The organism is Sphingomonas kyeonggiensis (assembly GCF_014196745.1).
Taxonomy (GTDB): Bacteria; Pseudomonadota; Alphaproteobacteria; order Sphingomonadales; family Sphingomonadaceae; genus Sphingomonas; species Sphingomonas kyeonggiensis.
This window is the reverse complement of sequence record NZ_JACIEH010000001.1, coordinates 1,859,862-1,877,919: the sequence shown is the minus strand read 5'-3', so window position 1 is coordinate 1,877,919 and position 18,058 is coordinate 1,859,862. Positions and strand designations below refer to the sequence as shown.

At 66.9% G+C, this 18,058-nt stretch carries 13 protein-coding genes; 11 read left to right on the top strand and 2 right to left on the bottom strand.

Annotation, left to right across the window (positions count from 1 at the left end; genetic code table 11):
* Positions 1–3: 3 nt before the first annotated feature.
* The 5 genes from GGR46_RS08855 to GGR46_RS08835 all read left to right on the top strand — a co-directional run bounded on the left by GGR46_RS08855 (position 4) and on the right by GGR46_RS08835 (position 8,636).
* Positions 4–3,135: a TonB-dependent receptor gene (locus GGR46_RS08855; protein WP_221262594.1), complete on the top strand. Its 3,132-nt coding sequence runs from the start codon at positions 4–6 to the stop codon at positions 3,133–3,135.
* Positions 3,136–3,246: 111 nt separating this feature from the next.
* Positions 3,247–4,782 carry a tryptophan halogenase family protein gene (locus tag GGR46_RS08850; protein WP_221262593.1) on the top strand — a complete coding sequence of 512 codons (1,536 nt, stop codon included), beginning with the start codon at positions 3,247–3,249 and terminating at the stop codon, positions 4,780–4,782.
* Complete coding sequence (locus GGR46_RS08845) at positions 4,779–6,332, top strand: tryptophan halogenase family protein (RefSeq protein WP_183996501.1); 1,554 nt, start codon at positions 4,779–4,781, stop codon at positions 6,330–6,332. The genes GGR46_RS08850 and GGR46_RS08845 overlap by 4 nt, the downstream gene beginning before the upstream one ends.
* Positions 6,332–7,399 (top strand): LacI family DNA-binding transcriptional regulator, encoded by a 1,068-nt coding sequence (locus tag GGR46_RS08840; RefSeq protein WP_183996499.1) that lies wholly within the window; start codon positions 6,332–6,334, stop codon positions 7,397–7,399. Before GGR46_RS08845 ends, GGR46_RS08840 begins: the two co-directional genes overlap by 1 nt.
* A gap of 34 nt (positions 7,400–7,433) precedes the next feature.
* Positions 7,434–8,636, top strand: a complete 1,203-nt coding sequence (locus GGR46_RS08835) for an MFS transporter (protein WP_183996497.1) — start codon at positions 7,434–7,436, stop codon at positions 8,634–8,636.
* 51 nt (positions 8,637–8,687) lie between these two features.
* Here the strand turns inward: GGR46_RS08835 and GGR46_RS08830 are convergent, their stop codons facing one another.
* Positions 8,688–8,996, bottom strand: coding sequence for a hypothetical protein (locus GGR46_RS08830; protein ID WP_183996495.1), 309 nt, complete (start codon positions 8,994–8,996; stop codon positions 8,688–8,690).
* A gap of 17 nt (positions 8,997–9,013) precedes the next feature.
* Positions 9,014–10,510 (bottom strand): L,D-transpeptidase family protein, encoded by a 1,497-nt coding sequence (locus GGR46_RS08825; RefSeq protein WP_484592904.1) that lies wholly within the window; start codon positions 10,508–10,510, stop codon positions 9,014–9,016.
* 201 nt (positions 10,511–10,711) lie between these two features.
* Here GGR46_RS08825 and GGR46_RS08820 point away from each other — a divergent pair, with 201 nt between their 5' ends.
* From GGR46_RS08820 to GGR46_RS08795, 6 genes are all read left to right on the top strand, one after another.
* Positions 10,712–12,046, top strand: a complete 1,335-nt coding sequence (locus GGR46_RS08820; RefSeq protein WP_183996493.1) for an MFS transporter — start codon at positions 10,712–10,714, stop codon at positions 12,044–12,046.
* Between the two features lie 223 nt (positions 12,047–12,269).
* Entirely contained in the window at positions 12,270–12,992 is a 723-nt protein-coding gene (locus GGR46_RS08815) for a GDSL-type esterase/lipase family protein (protein ID WP_183996904.1), read from the top strand.
* A complete protein-coding gene (locus GGR46_RS08810) occupies positions 12,989–14,941 on the top strand; it encodes a glycoside hydrolase family 97 N-terminal domain-containing protein (RefSeq protein ID WP_183996491.1) in 1,953 nt (650 codons plus the stop codon). The genes GGR46_RS08815 and GGR46_RS08810 overlap by 4 nt, the downstream gene beginning before the upstream one ends.
* Positions 14,942–14,995: 54 nt before the next feature.
* On the top strand, positions 14,996–15,439 hold the full coding sequence (locus GGR46_RS08805) for a cupin domain-containing protein (RefSeq protein ID WP_183996489.1): 444 nt from the start codon (positions 14,996–14,998) through the stop codon (positions 15,437–15,439).
* 14 nt (positions 15,440–15,453) lie between these two features.
* Entirely contained in the window at positions 15,454–16,599 is a 1,146-nt protein-coding gene (locus GGR46_RS08800; RefSeq protein WP_183996487.1) for a Gfo/Idh/MocA family protein, read from the top strand.
* A 26-nt stretch (positions 16,600–16,625) separates the two neighbouring features.
* Positions 16,626–17,969: a Gfo/Idh/MocA family protein gene (locus GGR46_RS08795; protein ID WP_183996485.1), complete on the top strand. Its 1,344-nt coding sequence runs from the start codon at positions 16,626–16,628 to the stop codon at positions 17,967–17,969.
* Positions 17,970–18,058: the final 89 nt, after the last annotated feature.

The following is an 18,058-nucleotide window of genomic DNA, read 5'->3' as shown; positions in this document are numbered from 1 at the left end:
GTGATGGCCGGCTTGCTGGCGTCGACCGCCTTGGTCGCGCCGGCATGGGCCCAGGACACGGCGACGGCCGTGCCGCAGGATGCGGGAGCCGGGGTCGCCGATCAGGGTGAAGAGATCGTCGTTACCGGCATCCGCGCCTCGCAGGCCAAGTCGGTCGACATCAAGCGCAACGCGACGTCGATCGTCGACGCGATCTCCTCGGAAGACATCGGCAAGCTGCCGGACGTGACGATCGTCGATGCGCTGCAGCGCATCTCGGGCGTCCAGATCCAGCGCAGCGCGGGCGAAGGCTCGACGGTCAACATCCGCGGCCTGCCGCAGGTGATCACCCTGCTCAACGGCGAGCAGTATCTGAGCCCGGGCAATCTCGGCACCGCGCAGCCCAACCTGAACGACATCCCGGCGCAGCTGATGAACGCCGTGGTCGTCTACAAGTCGCAGGACACCCACAACGCGCTGTCGGGCATCTCGGGCACGATCGATCTGCGGACGCGGCGTCCTTTCGATATGAAGGAGGGATTCGTATTCTCGGGGCAGGGTGAGTATGCGCGGGGTGGAAACACCAAGCACAACGACTATCTGTTCAGCGGCCTGGCCAGCTGGCGCAACGACCGCATCGGCGCGATGGTCGGCGCGACCTATAGCCGCAACCGCCTGGGCAACAGCTATGCCGGCATCGGCGGCGGCGTGTTCGGCAACAACGACTGGGGCGGCTCGGGCGCCAACTGGATCTCGCCGCACGGCTATGAGTTCTTCAACCGCGAAGTCGAGCGCACCCGCTTCGGCATCAACGGTGCCCTCCAGTTCAAGATCGACGAGGACTGGACCGTCACCGGCGAGGTGTTCCACACCGAGCTGACCGAGCACAACCGCGCCGCCGGCATCAACATCTCGAACCGCTGGAACGGCCTGGGCTGGACCACGCCGACCGATTCGAGCAACTCGGGCCAGACCGCCGGCAACGGCCAGCCCTGGCTCGACGTCAACCAGTATGATCTCAATGTCTGGTGGTTCAACTCGTTCTCGGTCAACCGGACCGCGAAGGAGCACTCGACCAACTACAATCTGCAGATCGACTACGACAAGGACAACTTCAAGTTCAGCGCCCGCGCGCTGAAGTCCAACGCCAACATGCGCAGCATGAACGGCCAGGTGCAGGGCGACCTGAGCAACTGGCAGTACGGCGCCAATCGCGCCTTCGGCCTGTTCCGCAACCCGGCCGACCGCACCCGCGGCCCGTTCTACCCGGCGAACATCGCGTCGCAGTACCCCGCGTCGCAATATTCGAACGGCGTGGTCGGCTCGCGCGGCGGCCGCTACATCAACCCGAACCCGCTGGGCTATGGCCAGGACCCGCAGCTCCATCTCGACCTGCGCGGCTCGAACCCGGCGATCAGCGGCTTCGACACCCCGATCTCGGGCGGCCTGGGCGCCGGCAAGACGCTCAAGGACTATATGGCCAATCTCGACAGCTATGCCGTCGCGGCCTTCTCGTCCGAGGGCAACCAGGAGAACAGCGCGAACCTGGGCGTCTTCCGCGCCGACGGCAGCTATGAGTTCGACGAGGGAGGCCTGTTCGGCCTGCTCAACCGTGTCGATGTCGGCGTGCGCCGTTCGGACCGCCAGACGCAGATCCGCAACTTCCACCTCTTCTCGAACTTCTATGGCGGCAACGGCGCCGCGGTTCCGGAAGGCTGTCTCGCGCAGTGGAAGGCGATCGACGTGGTGATGGACAATGCCCAGTGCTCGGCGGGCGAGTTCGTCTCCAACCCGGCGTACAATGCGGCGAACCCGATCGCGACGGCACCGTCGAGCTGCGGCGCGGCGACCGTGGCCAACACCCCGACCTGCTTCCAGGGCTATACCGTCAACCGTCCGACCAAGCTCAATGCCTATACCCCGGTCTATTTCCAGACCAACTGGGGCGGCGTGGTCAACGGCATGCCGGGCCTCTGGGTGGTCGATCCCAAGGCGTTCGACGATGTGAAGGCGTTCCAGGACAAGGTGTTCGGTCCGTCGACCGAAGTCACCATCCCGGGCAACACCTACGACGTCGACCTGGTCGAGGAGAGCGCATATCTGGCGACCGCCTGGTCGACCGGTGCGTTCAAGGCCAATCTCGGCCTGCGCGTGGTCAACACCAAGCTGACCGTGAAGCAGAACCTCACCGGCGACACGCGCGCTTATGGTGACACCAACCTGGACGTGGGCGACGTGGTCTCGCGCCGCTCGTATCTGGACTGGCTGCCTACGGTGACGCTGTCGTACGACTTCAGCCGCCAGTTCCGCGTCCGTGCGGCCTTCGCCAAGACGATGATCCCGCTGGATCTCGGCAACTATGGCGGCGGCCTGACCATCTCGACCGCGGACTCGCCCTGCTCGGGCACCCCGGCTCCCACGGACGCGCCCTGCGGCGTGCGCCAGGTGACCGGCGCCAGCTCGAGCGGCAACCCGAACCTCAACCCGTGGCGTTCGAACAACTACGACGTCAGCCTGGAATATTATCTGGGCCGGGCCTCGCTGTTCAACGTCGGCGCGTTCAAGCTGGACATCAACAGCTTCGTCCAGAACCGGACGACGCCGTGCGCCGGCCGCTTCCCGGACGGTGACGGCGTGGTGCGCCGCTGCGTGCCGATCTCCCAGCCCGAACAGGGTACGGGCGGTTCGCTGCAGGGCGTGGAAGTGGGTGCGAAGATCGCGTTCAGCGACTTCATCGGCAGCGGCTTCTTCCGCAACTTCGGTATCGACGCCAACTACACCTATTCGGACAGCAAGCAGAACACCCGTGCCTTGAACGGCGAGCGTTTCCCGTTCCCGGATAACTCGAAGAGCCAGGTGAACCTGGTCGGCTGGTACCAGGACGATCACATCCAGTTGCGCGTGGCGTACAATTACCGCACGCCGCGCCTGTCCTCCACCTTTGGCGGCATCGCGATCTACCAGGATACCGCCCAGTATGTGGACGCGAACCTGACCTACAACATCAACGATGCCTTCGCCTTCTACGTGAACGGCTCGAACATCTTCGGTGAGCGCGAGCGCTATTACTTCCAGTTCGACGAGGACTCGAAGCAGTATCACTCGCAGAACCGCTTCGAGCCGCGTTACTCGGCGGGCGTCCGCGTCCGCTTCTAAGAGCCAACCCTCCTGGGCCGGCAGTCTCTCATGGGCTGTCGGCCCATTTTTCCGGAGGGCGCGCGGGCGGTTTCGCTTGCGATACCGTTACCAAGACGATCAGATACCATCATGAAGGACGGGGGTATGGCCAGCGACGCGATCGAGCGTGTCGTCATCGTCGGCGGGGGCACTGCCGGCTGGATGGCGGCGGCGGCGCTCGGTGCCTATCTCGCGGGAACGGGCACCCGGATCACCTTGATCGAAAGCTCGGAAATCGGGACGATCGGCGTCGGCGAGGCGACGATCCCCACCATCCGCCGCTTCTATGCGCAACTCGGCATGGGCGATGCCGAAGTGATGCGTGCCTGCGAGGCGACCGCCAAGCTGGGCATCCGCTTCGTCGACTGGAAGCCGGGCACCAGCTTCGTCCACCCGTTCGGCCGCTTCGGGCAGGACCTGCGCGGCATCGATTTCCACCATTTCTGGTTGAAGGCGCGCGCTGCCGGCCACGCCGCGCCGCTCGATGAATATTCGCTCGGCGCGATGCTCGCGCGCGAAGGCCATGCCAGCGTGCCCTTGCCCAATCCGCCGAGCCAGCTCTCGGTGTTCGACTGGGCGCTCCATTTCGACGCCGCGCTGTTCGCCGCGCACATGCGCTCCTATGCCGAGCGCAGCGGCGTCACCCGGATCGACGCGAAGATCACCGACGTCTCGCTGCACGGCGAGACCGGCTTCATCGAGAGCGTGACGCTGGGCAGCGGCGAGAAGGTCGCGGGCGACTTGTTCATCGACTGCTCGGGTTTCCGCGGCCTGCTGATCGGCGAGGCGCTGGGTGTCGGCTATCAGGACTGGTCGCACTGGCTGCTGTGCGACGGGGCCTTCGCGGTGCAGAGCGAGCGGGTGGGGGAACCGCCCAGCTGCACCACCGTCACCGCGCGTAGCGCCGGCTGGCAATGGCGCATCCCGCTGCGTTCCCGGGAAGGCAATGGCATCGTCTTTTCGAGCAATTTCCAGAGCGACGAGGATGCGCGGGCGGAATTGCTCGCCCATGTCCCCGGCAAGCCGACGATGGAGCCGCGCCGCCTGCGCTTCACGCCTGGCCGCCGCGAGGTCGCCTGGGCGAAGAACTGCGTTTCGCTGGGCCTTGCCTCGGGCTTTCTCGAACCGTTGGAATCGACCAGCATCGCGCTGATCGAGACGGGCATCGAGCGGCTCAAGCAGCTGTTTCCGGACAAGAATTTCGATCCTGCGGCGATCGCCGAATACAATACGCAGTGCGCCGAGGAGATGGAGCGCGTCCGCGATTTCATCATCCTGCACTACAATCTGAGCACCCGCGAAGGGCCGTTCTGGCAGGCCTGCCGGGAGATGAGCCTGCCCGACACGCTGACCGCCAAGCTCGACTTGTGGCGCGCGCGCGGCGCGTTCATCCGCTATCGCTGGGAGATGTTCCACCCCGCCTCCTGGCTCGCCATCTATGGCGGGTATGAGCATCTGCCCGAGCGGATCGATCCCGGCGTCGCCGCGGTCGACGTGCCCGAGCTTGCCCGCGCGCTGGAGCAGATGCGGGCCGCGGTCGCGCGCACCGTATCGGACACGCCGACCCATAGTGAATTCCTCGCGACGGTTGATGCCGCCACCGAGCCCCTGAGGACGCCCGCATGAAAAACCCCGACGCGCTGCGCAAGGTCTGCATCGTCGGTGGCGGCACCGCCGGCTGGATTGCCGCCGCGGTGATGGCGCATCACATGAAGGGCAAGCTCTTCGAGATCGAACTGGTCGAGAGCGACGATATCGGCACGATCGGGGTGGGGGAGAGCACCATCCCGCCCTTCATGGAGCTGATCGCCAAGCTCGACATCAACGAGCAGGATTTCATCCGCGAGGTGCAGGCCAGCTTCAAGCTGGGGATCGAGTTCAAGGACTGGTACAAGAAGGGCGAGCGCTATTTCCATCCGTTCGGCGATGTCGGCCAGCGGATCGAGCTGAGCGACTTCTACCAGGTCTGGCGCAAGGCCACGCTGAACGGCCACGACTTCCCGCTCCAGGACTTCGCGCCTGCCAGCGTGATGGCGCGGGAGGGGCGGTTCATGCTGCCGTTCAAGGCGCAGCGCACCCCGATCGCCGGCGCCTCCTATGCGCTGCACGTCGATGCCAAGCGCGTCGCCCAATTCCTGCGCGGCCATGCCGAGGCGCGGGGAGTGAAGCGGACCGAGGGCATCGTGACCGATGTCGCGCTCGACGATCGCGGCTTCGTCTCGACGCTGACGCTGAAGGACGGGCGCACGGTCGATGCGGACTTCTTCATCGATTGCTCGGGCTTCCGGGCGCTGCTGATCGAGAAGACGCTCGGCACCAGCTTCACCGACTGGTCCAATTATCTGTTCTGCGACCGGGCCATCGCCGCGCAGACCGAAAATGTCGGCCCGCCGCGCCCCTATACGCTGGCCGAGGCGCAGGATGCCGGCTGGCGCTGGCGCATTCCGCTGCAGCACCGCACCGGCAACGGCCATGTCTATTCCTCCGAGTTCATGAGCGACGAGGAGGCGACGCGCATCCTGCTGGAGAAGGTGGAGGGCGATGTGGTCGCCGGGCCGATGGTGGTGCCGTTCCGCACCGGGGTGCGCGAGCAGATCTGGCACAGGAACGTGTTGTCGCTCGGCCTTGCCTCTGGGTTCATCGAGCCGCTCGAGAGCACCGCGATCCACCTGATCTATCGCGGCATGGACTTCTTCTTCCGCTTCCTGCCCGATCGCCACTGCGATCCGGCGCTGGCGGACGAGTATAACCGGCGCATGGTGGCGGACTATGTCGAGATCCGCGACTTCATCGTGCTCCACTATTGCACCACCGCCCGCGACGACACGCCCTTCTGGCGCAAGGTGCGCGACATGGAATGGCCGGACAGCCTGAAGGAACGGGTGGAGCTGTTCCGTGCCAATGGCTCGCTGCGCGAAGGGCTGGACGAGCTGTTCCGCTCGGTCAGCTGGTTCTCGGTACTCGACGGCATGGGCATCCGCCCGCGCACCTATCACCCGCTGGTCGACCGGATCGACGAGGCGACGCTCTATGCCGGGCTCGACCAGGCGCGCGCGCAGCTCGCCGGGTTCGTCCAGCAGCTGCCGACGCAGCAGCAGTTCATCGACGCGCATTGCCGCGCCGACAAGGTCGATCTTGCGCGGTCCGCCCGATCCGCCATGGCTGCCGGGGCCTGATGCAGAAGAAACGTGCGATCACGATCAAGGACGTGGCGGCCGAGGCGGGAGTCTCGCTGCAGACGGTGAGCCGCGTCATCAACAAGGGGCCGAACGTCACCCAGGGCGTGCAGGAGCGGGTGAAGGCGGCGATCGACAAGCTGGGCTATGTCCCGAGCCTCGCCGCGCGGCGGCTGGGCGGCTCGCGTTCCTATCTGGTCCTCGCCTTCAACGACGAGCGGCCGACGCTCGAGGGCTGGCAGTCGCGGCGCGGCAACGACTGGGTCGACCAGATGCTCTATGGCGGCATGCTCAAATGCGCCGAGCATGGCTATCGCATGCTGTTCGAGCTGGTGGATTCGCATTCGGACCAGCTCGAGGCGCAGGTGCAGGCGGCGCTTTCGGCGTTGCACCCGGACGGCGTGATCCTCACCCCGCCGCACAGCGACGACACGCGGATCACCGACCTGCTCCACCGCAACGGGCTGATCTTCGCGCGGCTGGGTTCGCACCGCGAGGGCGAGGGCTTCGCCGTGTACATGGACGACGAGGCGGCGGCGCGCCGGGCGACCGAGCATCTGCTCGATCTCGGCCACACCCGCATCGCCTATGTCCAGGGCCATCCCGAATATGCGATGAGCCCGGACCGGCTGCGCGGCTTCACCAGCGCGATCGAGGCGCGCGGGCTCGAGGTCGAGCCCGCCTATCTCCAGCCGGGCGACTTCACCTATGAGGCCGGCGTCGACGCGCTCAATGTGCTGGCCCGGCTCGACGTGCCGCCGACCGCGGTGCTGGCGAGCAGCGACGAGATGGCGCTGGGCGTGCTCCATGCCGCCGGGCCGCTCGGCCTGTCGGTGCCGGGCGATCTCTCGGTGGTGAGCTTCGATGATACGCCGACGGTGCGGATGAGCGTGCCTGCGCTCACCGCGATCCGCCAGCCGATCGCGGCGATGACCGCGCGGGCGGCCGAGCTGCTCATCCAGGGCAAGGCGCGCGGCGAGGTGGCGAACGACCATCACCTGCTGCCCTTCGACTTCGTCGTCCGTGAATCGACCGCGCCGCCGCGGGCGGGCGGGGCACGGCGTTGACTTGGTTCCCGTTGGGAACGATGCTCCGGCGTCCATGCAGTTCACTTCGCCAGGCCGCGGCTTCATCCTGCTCTACGCGCTGGCCTATGCGGGCATGTTCGTCAGCTTCATGCCGTTCGTCATGGTGCTGCTGCCGCTGAAGGCGGCGCAGGCGGGCGGGGGCCATGCGGTGCAGCTGCTCAGCGCTGGCGCATTGGGCGGGGCGGCGGTGGCGAGCCTCACCAACATCCTGTTCGGCGCGCTGAGCGACCGGACGCTGCGCAGGCGGGGCACGCGGCGGCCCTGGATTGCGGCGGGGCTGGGGGTGCTCAGCGCCTCCTACGGCCTGCTGCTCGTCGCCGCGGATCCGGTGAGCCTGCTGCTCGCGGTCACCTGCATCCAGATCGGCATCAACATGATGTTCGCGCCGGTCGCCGCGGTGATGGCCGATGCGATACCCGATGCGCAGAAGGGCATGGTCGCGGGCCTGACCGGAGTCGCGCATCCGATCGGCGCGCTCGCGGCGGTGCTGATCACCCTTCCCGGGCTGGGCGGGGACGCGGTGCGCTATGCCTTGCTGTGCCTGTTGTTCACCGCGCTGACCGTGCCGTTCCTGTTCCTGGCGCGCGAGAACCCCGTGCCGCTGCCCCCGCCGCCGGCGCCGCAGCTGGGGCGCCGGCGCTTCGATTTCGTCCTCGCCTGGGCCTCGCGCATCCTGTTCCAGGTCGCGGGCAACGGCCTGGCGACCTATGGCTTCTTCTACTTCCTCGCGGTGCTCGACCGGGAGGACATCAGCAAGACCAGCGTCGAGGCCAACCCGATCGTCGCGACGATGACCGGATCGACGATCGTCGCGGTGCTGCTCACCCTGCTGGCGGGCCGGCTCTCGGACCGGATGATGCGCCGCAAGCCGTTCCTGGCCGCGGGCGCGGTGGGGATGACGGCGGGGCTCTGCGTGATGGCGTTCGCCGGGAGCTGGGGCATGGCCGCGATCGGCCATGCGCTGGCGCTGTCGGGGCTATGCGTGTTCCTGGCGATCCATTCGGCGATCGCGATGCAGCTGCTGCCGTCGCCCGAGCATCGCGGCCGCGACCTGGGCATCCTCAACCTCACCAATACCCTTCCGGCAATGGTCGCGCCGCTGCTGGCGCTGGCGCTCGCGCCGGAGAAGACCGGCTACATGCTGTGGCTGCTGATCCTCGCGCTCGGCACGCTTGCGGGCGGCGCGGTATCGCTCTGCATCCGGACACAGGACTAGCGCCGGGCGAGCAAAAGACGGGCGGGCCCTTCGACCCGCCCGATCCGGAACTCAGTGAACCGGCTCGCCGGCGCTCGAATTGCGGTCGACCTTGGCGGTCATGCCGGTCGCGTCGGCATCGTCCTGGGTCTGCTCGTCGGGCGAGAGATCGGGCGCGGTCGGCGCGGTCGTGTCGGCGGTGGTGGCGTTGGTCGTCGCCGGCGCCTCGACCGGCTGGTCGATCGTGACGTTCGAGAAGCTCTCCGGCTCGCCGATGTTCGCGACGACGGTCTCGTTGGTCGTCTCTTCGGTCTTGTTGCCACCGCAGGCGGCGAGCGACAGGCCGGCGACGGCGATCAGCAGGATATTGCGGGTCTTCATTCCTATTTCCCCTTGTTTCAGCGTGCGGAAACCGCCGCCGCGGTGATCGCGGAGCGCTTTTCGATCTTTGCGGCGAGATCCTTGTCCCAGCCATAGGGATCGCCGCGGAAGTTCATCGTGCCGTTCGCATTGGCGAAGGCGGTCCAGTAGAGCAGGTACACCGAGACCTGGTCCTGCGGCTGCAGGCTCACCCGCAGCGTGTCGCCCTTGGAGAGCGCGGCGTTGATCTGCTCGGGCTGCCAGTTCGGATCGTTGCGCAGCAGCAGCTGGGCCAGCGGGCCCGGCTTCTCCAGGCGGACGCAGCCATGGCTGGCCAGGCGGCTGAAGCTGGCGAAGGTCGACTGCGACGGCGTATCGTGCAGGTACACGGCATAGTTGTTCGGGAAATCGAACTTGTAGCGGCCGAGCGCGCTGCGCGGGCCGGGCTGCTGCTGCAGGCGGCGGTTCGCGCCGGTGCCGATGATCTTGTAGCCCTGCGCCTTCAGCGCCGCCTCGCCCTTGGGCCACAGCTCCTTCTGGGCGATGCCGGTCGGCACGTTCCAGGGCGGATTGAGCACGATCGAATGGATCTTCGACTGGAGCATCGGCGTCTCGTTGCCGGGCCGCCCAGTGACGGCCTTCATCGACGCGATCGGGGCATCGCCCTCGAACACGGTGAGCACCGCGGCGGCGATGTTCACCTGGATGCGCTTGGCCGGCAGCTCGCTCGGCAGCCAGCGCCAGCGCTCCATGTTCGCCATGATCTGGCCGACACGGTCCTGCGCCGGCACGTTGAGCGCGCCGAGCGTGCCCGACGACACCACGCCGGTGGGGTTGAGGCCGTAGCGGCGCTGGGCGCGGATCACCGCTTCCTTCAGATCGGCGTCGAACTTGTCGCCGGTGGCGGCGACCTGCGTATCCTCGACCGCCAGACGCTTGCGCAGCGCCGCGACGCGCGCGCCGCTGGCGCCGATGGCGAGATCCGCGCCAGCGGGGAGCGTCTGCCAGCCGCCCTTGGCGACGATCTGGCGATAGGTGGCCAGGCCCTTCTGGAGCGTGTCATAGCCGGCCCAGGGCGGCGGCAGGTCGCGCAGCCAGGCGCCGACGCGGTTCTGCTTCACCGCCTCGGCAAAGGCGGGCAGGGGATCATAGGCCGCGGGCTTCAGCCCCCAGTTCGGATCGAAATCGGCTTCGGCCAGCCGGCCGGAATGGACGGCGCGGGCATAATCGAGCGCGGCGCGGACCAGCGTGTCATTGTCCTTGAAGCTCGGTACCGGATCGCCGACGCGGCGCAGGCCCTGGGCGAAGCCGGCCTCGTTCAGGATCGGCGCGAGTTCGGCGGCCTGGGCCGGGGTCAGCGTGGGCAGCACGACCGGCGCATTGGGGACGAACGGCGGCACCGGCACGACTTGAAGCGTGGGAGTGGATTGTGGTGCGGGCGCGACCTGTTGCGCGACGACAGGCGCCGCTATGCCGGCAACCGCCGCAGTCCATATCGCCCGACGGGCGAAGCGGCCCGAAAACACATTGTTCACTCGCAAATCTCCCTCACGGCCGCCCCGTTACGCCGGACGGCCTGAATCGCAGCCTGCTATTAAGCCAAAGGGGGCGCATGTGGCGAGCGTCGAATTTAGGGGATTCATCGACGTAACTTGACAGTGGCAACGTTGTCGGACCAGTTTCCCTCCAACGCCCGCCGTGGCAAGGAGCGGGCGACGTCCGCAGGGAGAGGTTTCTTGGCATCTACACGTTCCACACAGACGACGCTGGCGTTCGCCGCCGTCACAACCCTGTTCTTTGCCTGGGGTTTCATCACCTCGCTGGTCGACCCGCTGGTCGCCGCGGTGAAGGGCATCTTCACGCTCACCGACTTCCAGGCCCAGGCGAGCGCCTTCGCGTTCTTCTTCGCCTATTTCGTCGTCTCGATCCCGGCCTCGGCGCTGGTTTCGCGGCTGAAGGCGGTGCCTTCGATCATCGCCGCGCTGATCACGATGATCGCCGGCTGCCTGATCATGCTGACCGCCGCCAACGCCGCCAATTACTGGCTGGTGCTGCTCGGCCTGTTCGTGATGGCCAGTGGCATCACCGTGCTGCAGGTGGCGGCCAACCCGCTCGCCGCGGCGCTGGGTGACCCGAAGGGCAGCCATTTCCGCCTGGTGCTCAGCCAGACCTTCAACTCCTTCGGCACCTTCCTGGGCCCGCTGCTCGGCGCGCATCTGTTCCTGCAGGGCGTCGAAGTGAAGGAAGGCACCGTGATCACGCCGGAAGTCCGCGCCCAGGCGCTGCACGGCATCGATTCCGCCTATTTCTGGATCTGCGGCCTGATCGCCGCGCTGGCGGTGTTCTTCTTCCTCAGCCGCCGCGTCGTGACCGAGGCCGCTCCGGCACCGGCTGCGAGCAGCGACGGCCTGTTCGCGGCCTTTTCGTCGAAATGGGCGCTGTTCGGCGGCCTGGCCATCTTCCTCTATGTCGGCGCAGAAGTGTCGATCGGTACGCAGATGGCGCTGTTCCTCAACTCGAACGCGATCTGGGGCCATTCCGACGCCGCCTTCAGCGTGCCGCTGCTCGGCTACGCAATGGGTAGCGACGGCGTGCAGGGCGTCTCCCTGCAGGAAGCCGGCAAGGCGGTCGCCTTCTACTGGCTGGGTGCGATGGTCGGCCGTGCGGTCGGTTCGGGCCTGCTCACCGTAGTGAAGGCGCACAAGCTGCTCGCGCTGTTCACCGCGATCGCCGCCGCCATGTGCCTCTATGTCTTCGCGGTTGGCGGCGTCACCGCCGGCTTCGTCGCGCTCTCGATCGGCCTGTTCAACTCGATCATGTTCCCGGTGATCTTCACGCTCACCCTGGAGCGCTCGACCGCCAGCGCCGAATCGACCTCGGGCCTGCTCTGCACTGCCATCGTCGGCGGCGCGATCCTGCCGCTGCTGGTGGGCCTGGTCTCGGGCTCGCACGGCTACAGCTTCGCGCTGATCGTGCCGGCGATCTGCTATGTCGCACTCTGCTTCTTCGCGATCGCTGCCGGCCGTGCGCCGACGGTCCGCGCCGAAGGCGGGGTTTCTTCGGTTCACTGATCGGAGAAGAAGTCGTTCGCTTGCCGCCGGATCCCCGGGTCTCCCCCTCCGGCGGCAAGGAACGAACTGGTGCGCGAACGCTGTCGAACGCGATCCCGACATCCGCGCACAATGCCGGGCCGATCCACTAAACGGCAGTCCCGGAGAGAACTTGCGGGCTTTTCTTCGGGAAAGCCGGCGGGCTAGTGTCCCCGGTATCCGTTCGATGCCGGAGACGCCTGAGATGCCGATCGTCCGCCGCGGGTTCCTTGCCGGAGCCCTGTTCCTTCCTGCCGCCGCCCGTGCCGCCCAGGCGCAGGAGAGCTGGGAGGACAAGCACCAGCGCCAGCTCAAGGAAGACTGGCCCTGGCTGGGCCGCTATGCCGCGGACAATGCGAAGCTGATCGCCTCGGGCCGGAAGGTCGACATCGTCTTCATGGGTGATTCGATCACCGAGGGCTGGGCATCCAAGCATTCCGCCTTCTTCACCCCCGGCCGGGTCTGCCGTGGGATCAGTGGCCAGACCACGCCGCAGATGGTGCTGCGGATGATGGCCGATGTGATCGCGCTCAAGCCGCGTCTGGTCCACATCATGGCAGGCACCAACGATATCGCCGGCAACACCGGCAGGATCACGCTCGAGCAGAGCTGCGACAATCTCCGCATGATGACCGAGCTGGCCCAGGCGAACGGCATCAAGGTGCTGCTCGGCTCGGTACCGCCGGCCGATCATTTCCCCTGGCGCCCCGGCCTCGAGACGGTGCAGCCGATCAGGGCGATCAATGCGTGGCTGAAGGACTATGCCCGCCGCGCCCGCGCGGTCTATGTCGACTATACCGGCGTGCTGGCGACGGAAGCCGGGGCGATGAAACCGGGCATGGCGTATGACGGCGTCCACCCGACCGAACAGGGCTATGCCGCCATGGAGAGCGTCCTCGCGCCGGTGCTGAAGGCGCACAAGGCGTGAGGCTGTTCCTTGCCGCAATCGCGCTGCTCTCCGCGGCGCCCGCTTCCGCGCAGCAGATCCTCACCGCGGTGTCGCCCGATGGCAGCAATCGCATCGCGATCCAGCTCAACGGCTCGGGCACGCCGACCTATGCCGTTTCGCGCGGCGGCAATCTGGTGATCGCGCCGTCTCCGATCCTGCTCGATCTCGATACCGACACGCTCGGCTATAATCTCGCCATCACCGGATCGGAGACCGCCAGCGCCGATGCGCGCTACCCGATCGTCGCGGGCACCGCAGCGGAAGGGCGCGATCACTACAACCAGCTGACCGTCCATTTCCAGGAGCGGGGCGGGGCGAAGCGCAAGCTCGACATCGTGCTGCGCGCCTATGACGACGGCGTGGCGTTCCGCACCGTCGTGCCGGTCCAGCCCCAGACCGCTGCCGCGATCATCCGCTACGAGCGCACGGGCTTCTATTTCCCGCCGACCTACAAATGCTGGGGCTTCAACGTCGGCAAGTTCGGATCGAGCCACGAAGGCGAGTTCGATCCGGTAGACCTGCCGCACCTGCGTGACCACAATCTCTTCGATCTCCCCTTCGCCTGCGAGACCGGCAAGGCCGCCTTCGCGATCACCGAGGCGGACCTGCTCGATTTCGCCGGCATGTACCTCACCGGTCGCGGCGATGGCGGGCCGGGGCTGCAGCTTAAACTGTCTCCCTCGCTCGACGATTACCGGATCGCGGTGCACACCCGCATCGGCAGCCCGATCGTCACGCCGTGGCGCGTGGTGATGCTCGCCGACCAGCTCGGCAAGCTCAACGAGAGCACCCTGGTCACCAACCTTTCCAGCCCCAGCCGGATCGAGGACACCAGCTGGATCAAGCCGGGCCTGACCAGCTGGGACTGGTGGAGCGGGCCTTCGATCGCGGCACTGCCCGGCCAGCGCAGTACCACTGCGGTCGCCAAGGCGCTGATCGACTTCGCCGCCGCCAACGGCCTGCCTTATTCGATGATCGACGAGGGCTGGTATGCCGGTGCCGGCGGGGGCGGGGTGCGCCGCCCGGGCGTCGACATCACCAAATGGGCCGATGCGATCAACCTCCAGGAAGTCGCCGACTATGCCCGCTCGAAGAAGGTCCGGCTCTGGGTGTGGATGCACTGGCAGGCGCTCGACGATCAGCTCGAGGACGCGCTGACGCTCTACGAGAAGCTCGGCATCGCGGGCATCAAGATCGACTTCATGGACCGGGACGACCAGTGGATGGTCAACTGGTACACCCGCACGCTCGGTGCCGCGGCGCGCCATCACCTGATGGTCGATTTCCACGGCGCCTTCCCGCCGCGCGGCCTGGCGCGCACCTGGCCGAACTTCATGACCCAGGAAGGCGTGATGGGGGCCGAGTACAACAAGTGGAGCCGGCGGGCGACCTCGCGGCACAATGTGATGCTCGCCTTCACCCGCGGGCTGATCGGCCCGATGGACTATACGCCGGGCGGTTTCCGCAACGTGACGCCGGCCGAGTTCCGCATCCGCGGCGACCTGCCGTTCGTCCAGACCAGCCGCGCGCACGGGCTGGCGATGTATGTCGTCTTCCTCTCGCCGATCGGTGCGGTGTCCGACAGCCCGGACACCTATGCCGCGAGCCCTGCCGGGTTCGATTTCATCAAGGCGGTGCCGGCGAGCTGGGACGAGACGCGCTACCTCGCCGGCGAGACGGGCGAGTATATCGTCCTGGCCCGCCGCAAGGGCAGCCGCTGGTATCTCGGCGCGATGAACAGCGAGACGGCGCGCACGGTCACCGTGTCGCTCGACTTCCTCGGCAAGCGGGGCGGGGCGATGCGGCTGTGGACCGACGGCGCCCGGCCCGACACGCCGATCGTCACCGGGAAGCGGGTAGCCGATGGCGAGACGTTGACGCTCGATCTCGCCGCCAATGGCGGGGCCGCGGCGATATTCGAGAAATAGGGGTTTCAAAACTCATACAATTGATGTTAGCTCTTTCCGAAAGAGGAGAGGGTGATGCGGATCACGCGTAGGGACGTCGGCATTGCCGCGGTCGCGATCTTGTGCGGTTGGGGCGCCGGTGCGCTCGCCCAGCAGCACGATGTCCTCGGTCCCGCGGTGTGGGACTGGAACAAGCTGGCGGTGAAGAAGACCGATGTCGGCGAAATCCGCGACCTCGTCCGCCGGCCCACCGCGACGCTCGACGAGCTGGAGATGCATGTCACCACGCTCAACCCGGGCCTGTCCTCGCATCCGCCGCATACCCATCCCAACGAGGAGCTGGTGATCATCGACACCGGCACCGTCGAGACGCTGTCGGGCGGCAAATGGGAACGGCTCGGGCCCGGCTCGGTGATCTTCAATGCGTCGAACGCGCCACATGCGTTGCGCAATGCGGGCGGGACCCCTGCCACCTATCACGTTATCAACTGGAAGACCGCCGCCACGCCGGCCAAGTGACAGGAGAGCACGAGATGGACCGCCGATCGATCCTCGGCATTGCGGGCATTGCCGCGATGCTGCCCCCCGAAGTCCTCGCCCAGTCGCAGAGCTCGGGCAACGCACCCTCGGAGAATGCCGCGCCGGTGGGCCCCGAGCCTGGGGTGAAGCACCGGATCGACTTCGGCGTGATCGGGCTCGACCACGCGCACATCTATTCGATGACCGACGCGATGATCCGCGGCGGCGGCGTGCTCAAGGCGTTCTTCTCGGCCGATCCCAGGCAGGTCGACACGTTCCGCAAGCGCTATGGCAACGCCGTGAAGATCGCGCGGAGCGAGGACGAGATCCTGGGCGACAAGTCGATCAGGCTGATCGTCGGCGCGCCGATCCCCGATCTGCGCGCGCCGCTCGGCATCCGGGCGATGCGTGCGGGCAAGGACTATCTCGGCGACAAGCCGGCGATCACGTCGCTCGACCAGCTCGCCGAGGTCCGCAAGGCGATCGCCGAGACCAGGCGCAAGTTCGCGATCCTGTATTCCGAGCGGCTCGAGGTGCGCGCGGCCGTCCATGCCGGCGAACTGGTCCAGCAGGGCCGGATCGGCAAGGTGATCCAGACGGTCAACCTGGCCCCGCACCGCGTCGGCGCCGGCCGGCCGGACTGGTTCTGGGACAAGGCCCGCTATGGCGGCATCCTCACCGATATCGGCAGCCACCAGGCCGATCAGTTCCTGTTCTACACCGGTTCGAAGACCGCGCATGTCGTTGCCGCGCAGACCGGCAACCTGAAATGGCCGGACAAGCCGGACTTCGAGGATTTCGGCGACATGATGCTCACCGGCGACGGCGGCACCGGCTATGTCCGGGTCGACTGGTTCACGCCCGACGGCTTGCCGACCTGGGGCGACGGCCGGCTCTTCATCCTCGGCACCGAGGGCTATATCGAGCTGCGCAAGTACGTCGACATCGCCGGGCGTCCCGGCGGCAACCACCTGCTGATCTGCGACAAGCAGGGCGTTCGCTACATCGACTGCTCCAAGGTGCCGCTGCCCTTCGGCCCGCAATTCATCGCCGATATCATAGAGCGCTCCAGCGTGGCGCAGGACCAGGAACAGGCCCTGCTCGCCGCCGAACTGGTGCTCACCGCACAGAAGAACGCGACGCGGCCGGTCACGGCCTGAACCGGACAACACAGGAGGAGAGGGGCATGCGGCTTTCCAGACGCCAGACTTTGGGTGCCATCGCGGCGCCGATGATCGTGCCGTCCAGCGTGTTCGGCCAGAATGCGCCCTCCAACCGCGTGACGATCGGCGCGATCGGCGTCGGCCGGATCAGCCGCGTCCACGACATGAAGGAAATCCACAAGCACGCCGACGCCCAGATCGTCGCGGTGTGCGATGTCGATACCAAGCGGCTCGGCGCGGGCATGCAGCTGGTCGACGACCGCTATGCCGCCAGCACCGGCAAGCCTTATTCGGGCACGCGCGGCTATACCGATTACCACGAGCTGCTTGCGGCGAAGGACATCGATGCGGTGCTGGTCTCCACTCCGGACCACCAGCACGCCCCGCTAGCCGTGCATGCGGTGCAGGCGGGCAAGCATGTCTATCTGCAGAAGCCCGCCTCGCTGACCATCGCCGAGGGCCGGCGGATGGCCGACGAAGTGAAGAAGTCGGGTCGTATCCTCCAGATCGGCTCGCAGCAGCGCGGGCAGGACCCCTGGCCGCAATTCCACCGCGCCTGCGAGCTGGTCCGCAACGGCCGGATCGGCAAGCTCAGGCATGTCGAGATCGGCCTGCCCGGCGACCCCTCGGGGCCCGAGGCGCCGCAGATGCCGATCCCGGCCAACCTCAACTACGACGCCTGGCTGGGAACCACCCCCGAGCAATATTACACTGAGATCCGCGTCCACCCGCAGAACAGTTTCGAGGATCGCCCGGGCTGGCTGCGCATGGAGCAGTTCGGCGCCGGCATGATCACCGGCTGGGGTGCGCATCATGTCGACATCGCCCATTGGGGCATGGACATGGAGCATAGCGGCCCGGTCGAGGTCTGGGGCAGCGCGGAATTCCCCAAGTCCGGGCTATGGGACGTGCACGGACCCTTCGAGACGCATGCCCGCTATGCCAATGGCGTGACGATGACGATATCGGGCGCGCTGCCGAACGGGGTTAAGTTCATCGGCGACAAGGGCTGGGTGTTCGTCCAGCGTACGGGCGCGGTCTCGTCCTCCGATCCATCCAAGCCCGCCGACATTCCGCTCACCGCCAGCGATCCGAAGATTCTCGACAGCGTGATCGGGCCGAATGAAGTGCAGCTCTACAAGGCGCCCGAGCAGCACCGGAACTGGCTCGATGCCATCCTGAAGGGCGTACCGGTCAGCGCGCCGGCCGAGATCGGGCACCGCGCCTGCTCGACCTGCTTGCTCCACCACATCGCGATGAAGACCGGTCGCCGTCTCAAATGGGATCCCAAGGCGGAGAAGTTCATCGGCAACGATGCCGCCAATGCGATGCTCAGCCGGCCGCAACGGGCGAAGTACGCGATTTGACCCTATTCCGTCATCCCGACGTTCGCCGGGATGACGGTTCTTGGCGAACGATTGGAAACTTCCCGAGGCTGGCCTAGGGCGCCCTGGCA

Coding starts and splice junctions, on each gene's coding strand:
- GGR46_RS08805 (WP_183996489.1), top strand. CDS start 14,996: ATGCGGATCACGCGTAGGGACGTCGGCATTGCCGCGGTCGCGATCTTG.
- GGR46_RS08845 (WP_183996501.1), top strand. CDS start 4,779: ATGAAAAACCCCGACGCGCTGCGCAAGGTCTGCATCGTCGGTGGCGGC.
- GGR46_RS08830 (WP_183996495.1), bottom strand. CDS start 8,996: ATGAAGACCCGCAATATCCTGCTGATCGCCGTCGCCGGCCTGTCGCTC.
- GGR46_RS08815 (WP_183996904.1), top strand. CDS start 12,270: ATGCCGATCGTCCGCCGCGGGTTCCTTGCCGGAGCCCTGTTCCTTCCT.
- GGR46_RS08855 (WP_221262594.1), top strand. CDS start 4: ATGGCCGGCTTGCTGGCGTCGACCGCCTTGGTCGCGCCGGCATGGGCC.
- GGR46_RS08835 (WP_183996497.1), top strand. CDS start 7,434: ATGCAGTTCACTTCGCCAGGCCGCGGCTTCATCCTGCTCTACGCGCTG.
- GGR46_RS08795 (WP_183996485.1), top strand. CDS start 16,626: ATGCGGCTTTCCAGACGCCAGACTTTGGGTGCCATCGCGGCGCCGATG.
- GGR46_RS08840 (WP_183996499.1), top strand. CDS start 6,332: ATGCAGAAGAAACGTGCGATCACGATCAAGGACGTGGCGGCCGAGGCG.
- GGR46_RS08800 (WP_183996487.1), top strand. CDS start 15,454: ATGGACCGCCGATCGATCCTCGGCATTGCGGGCATTGCCGCGATGCTG.
- GGR46_RS08850 (WP_221262593.1), top strand. CDS start 3,247: ATGAAGGACGGGGGTATGGCCAGCGACGCGATCGAGCGTGTCGTCATC.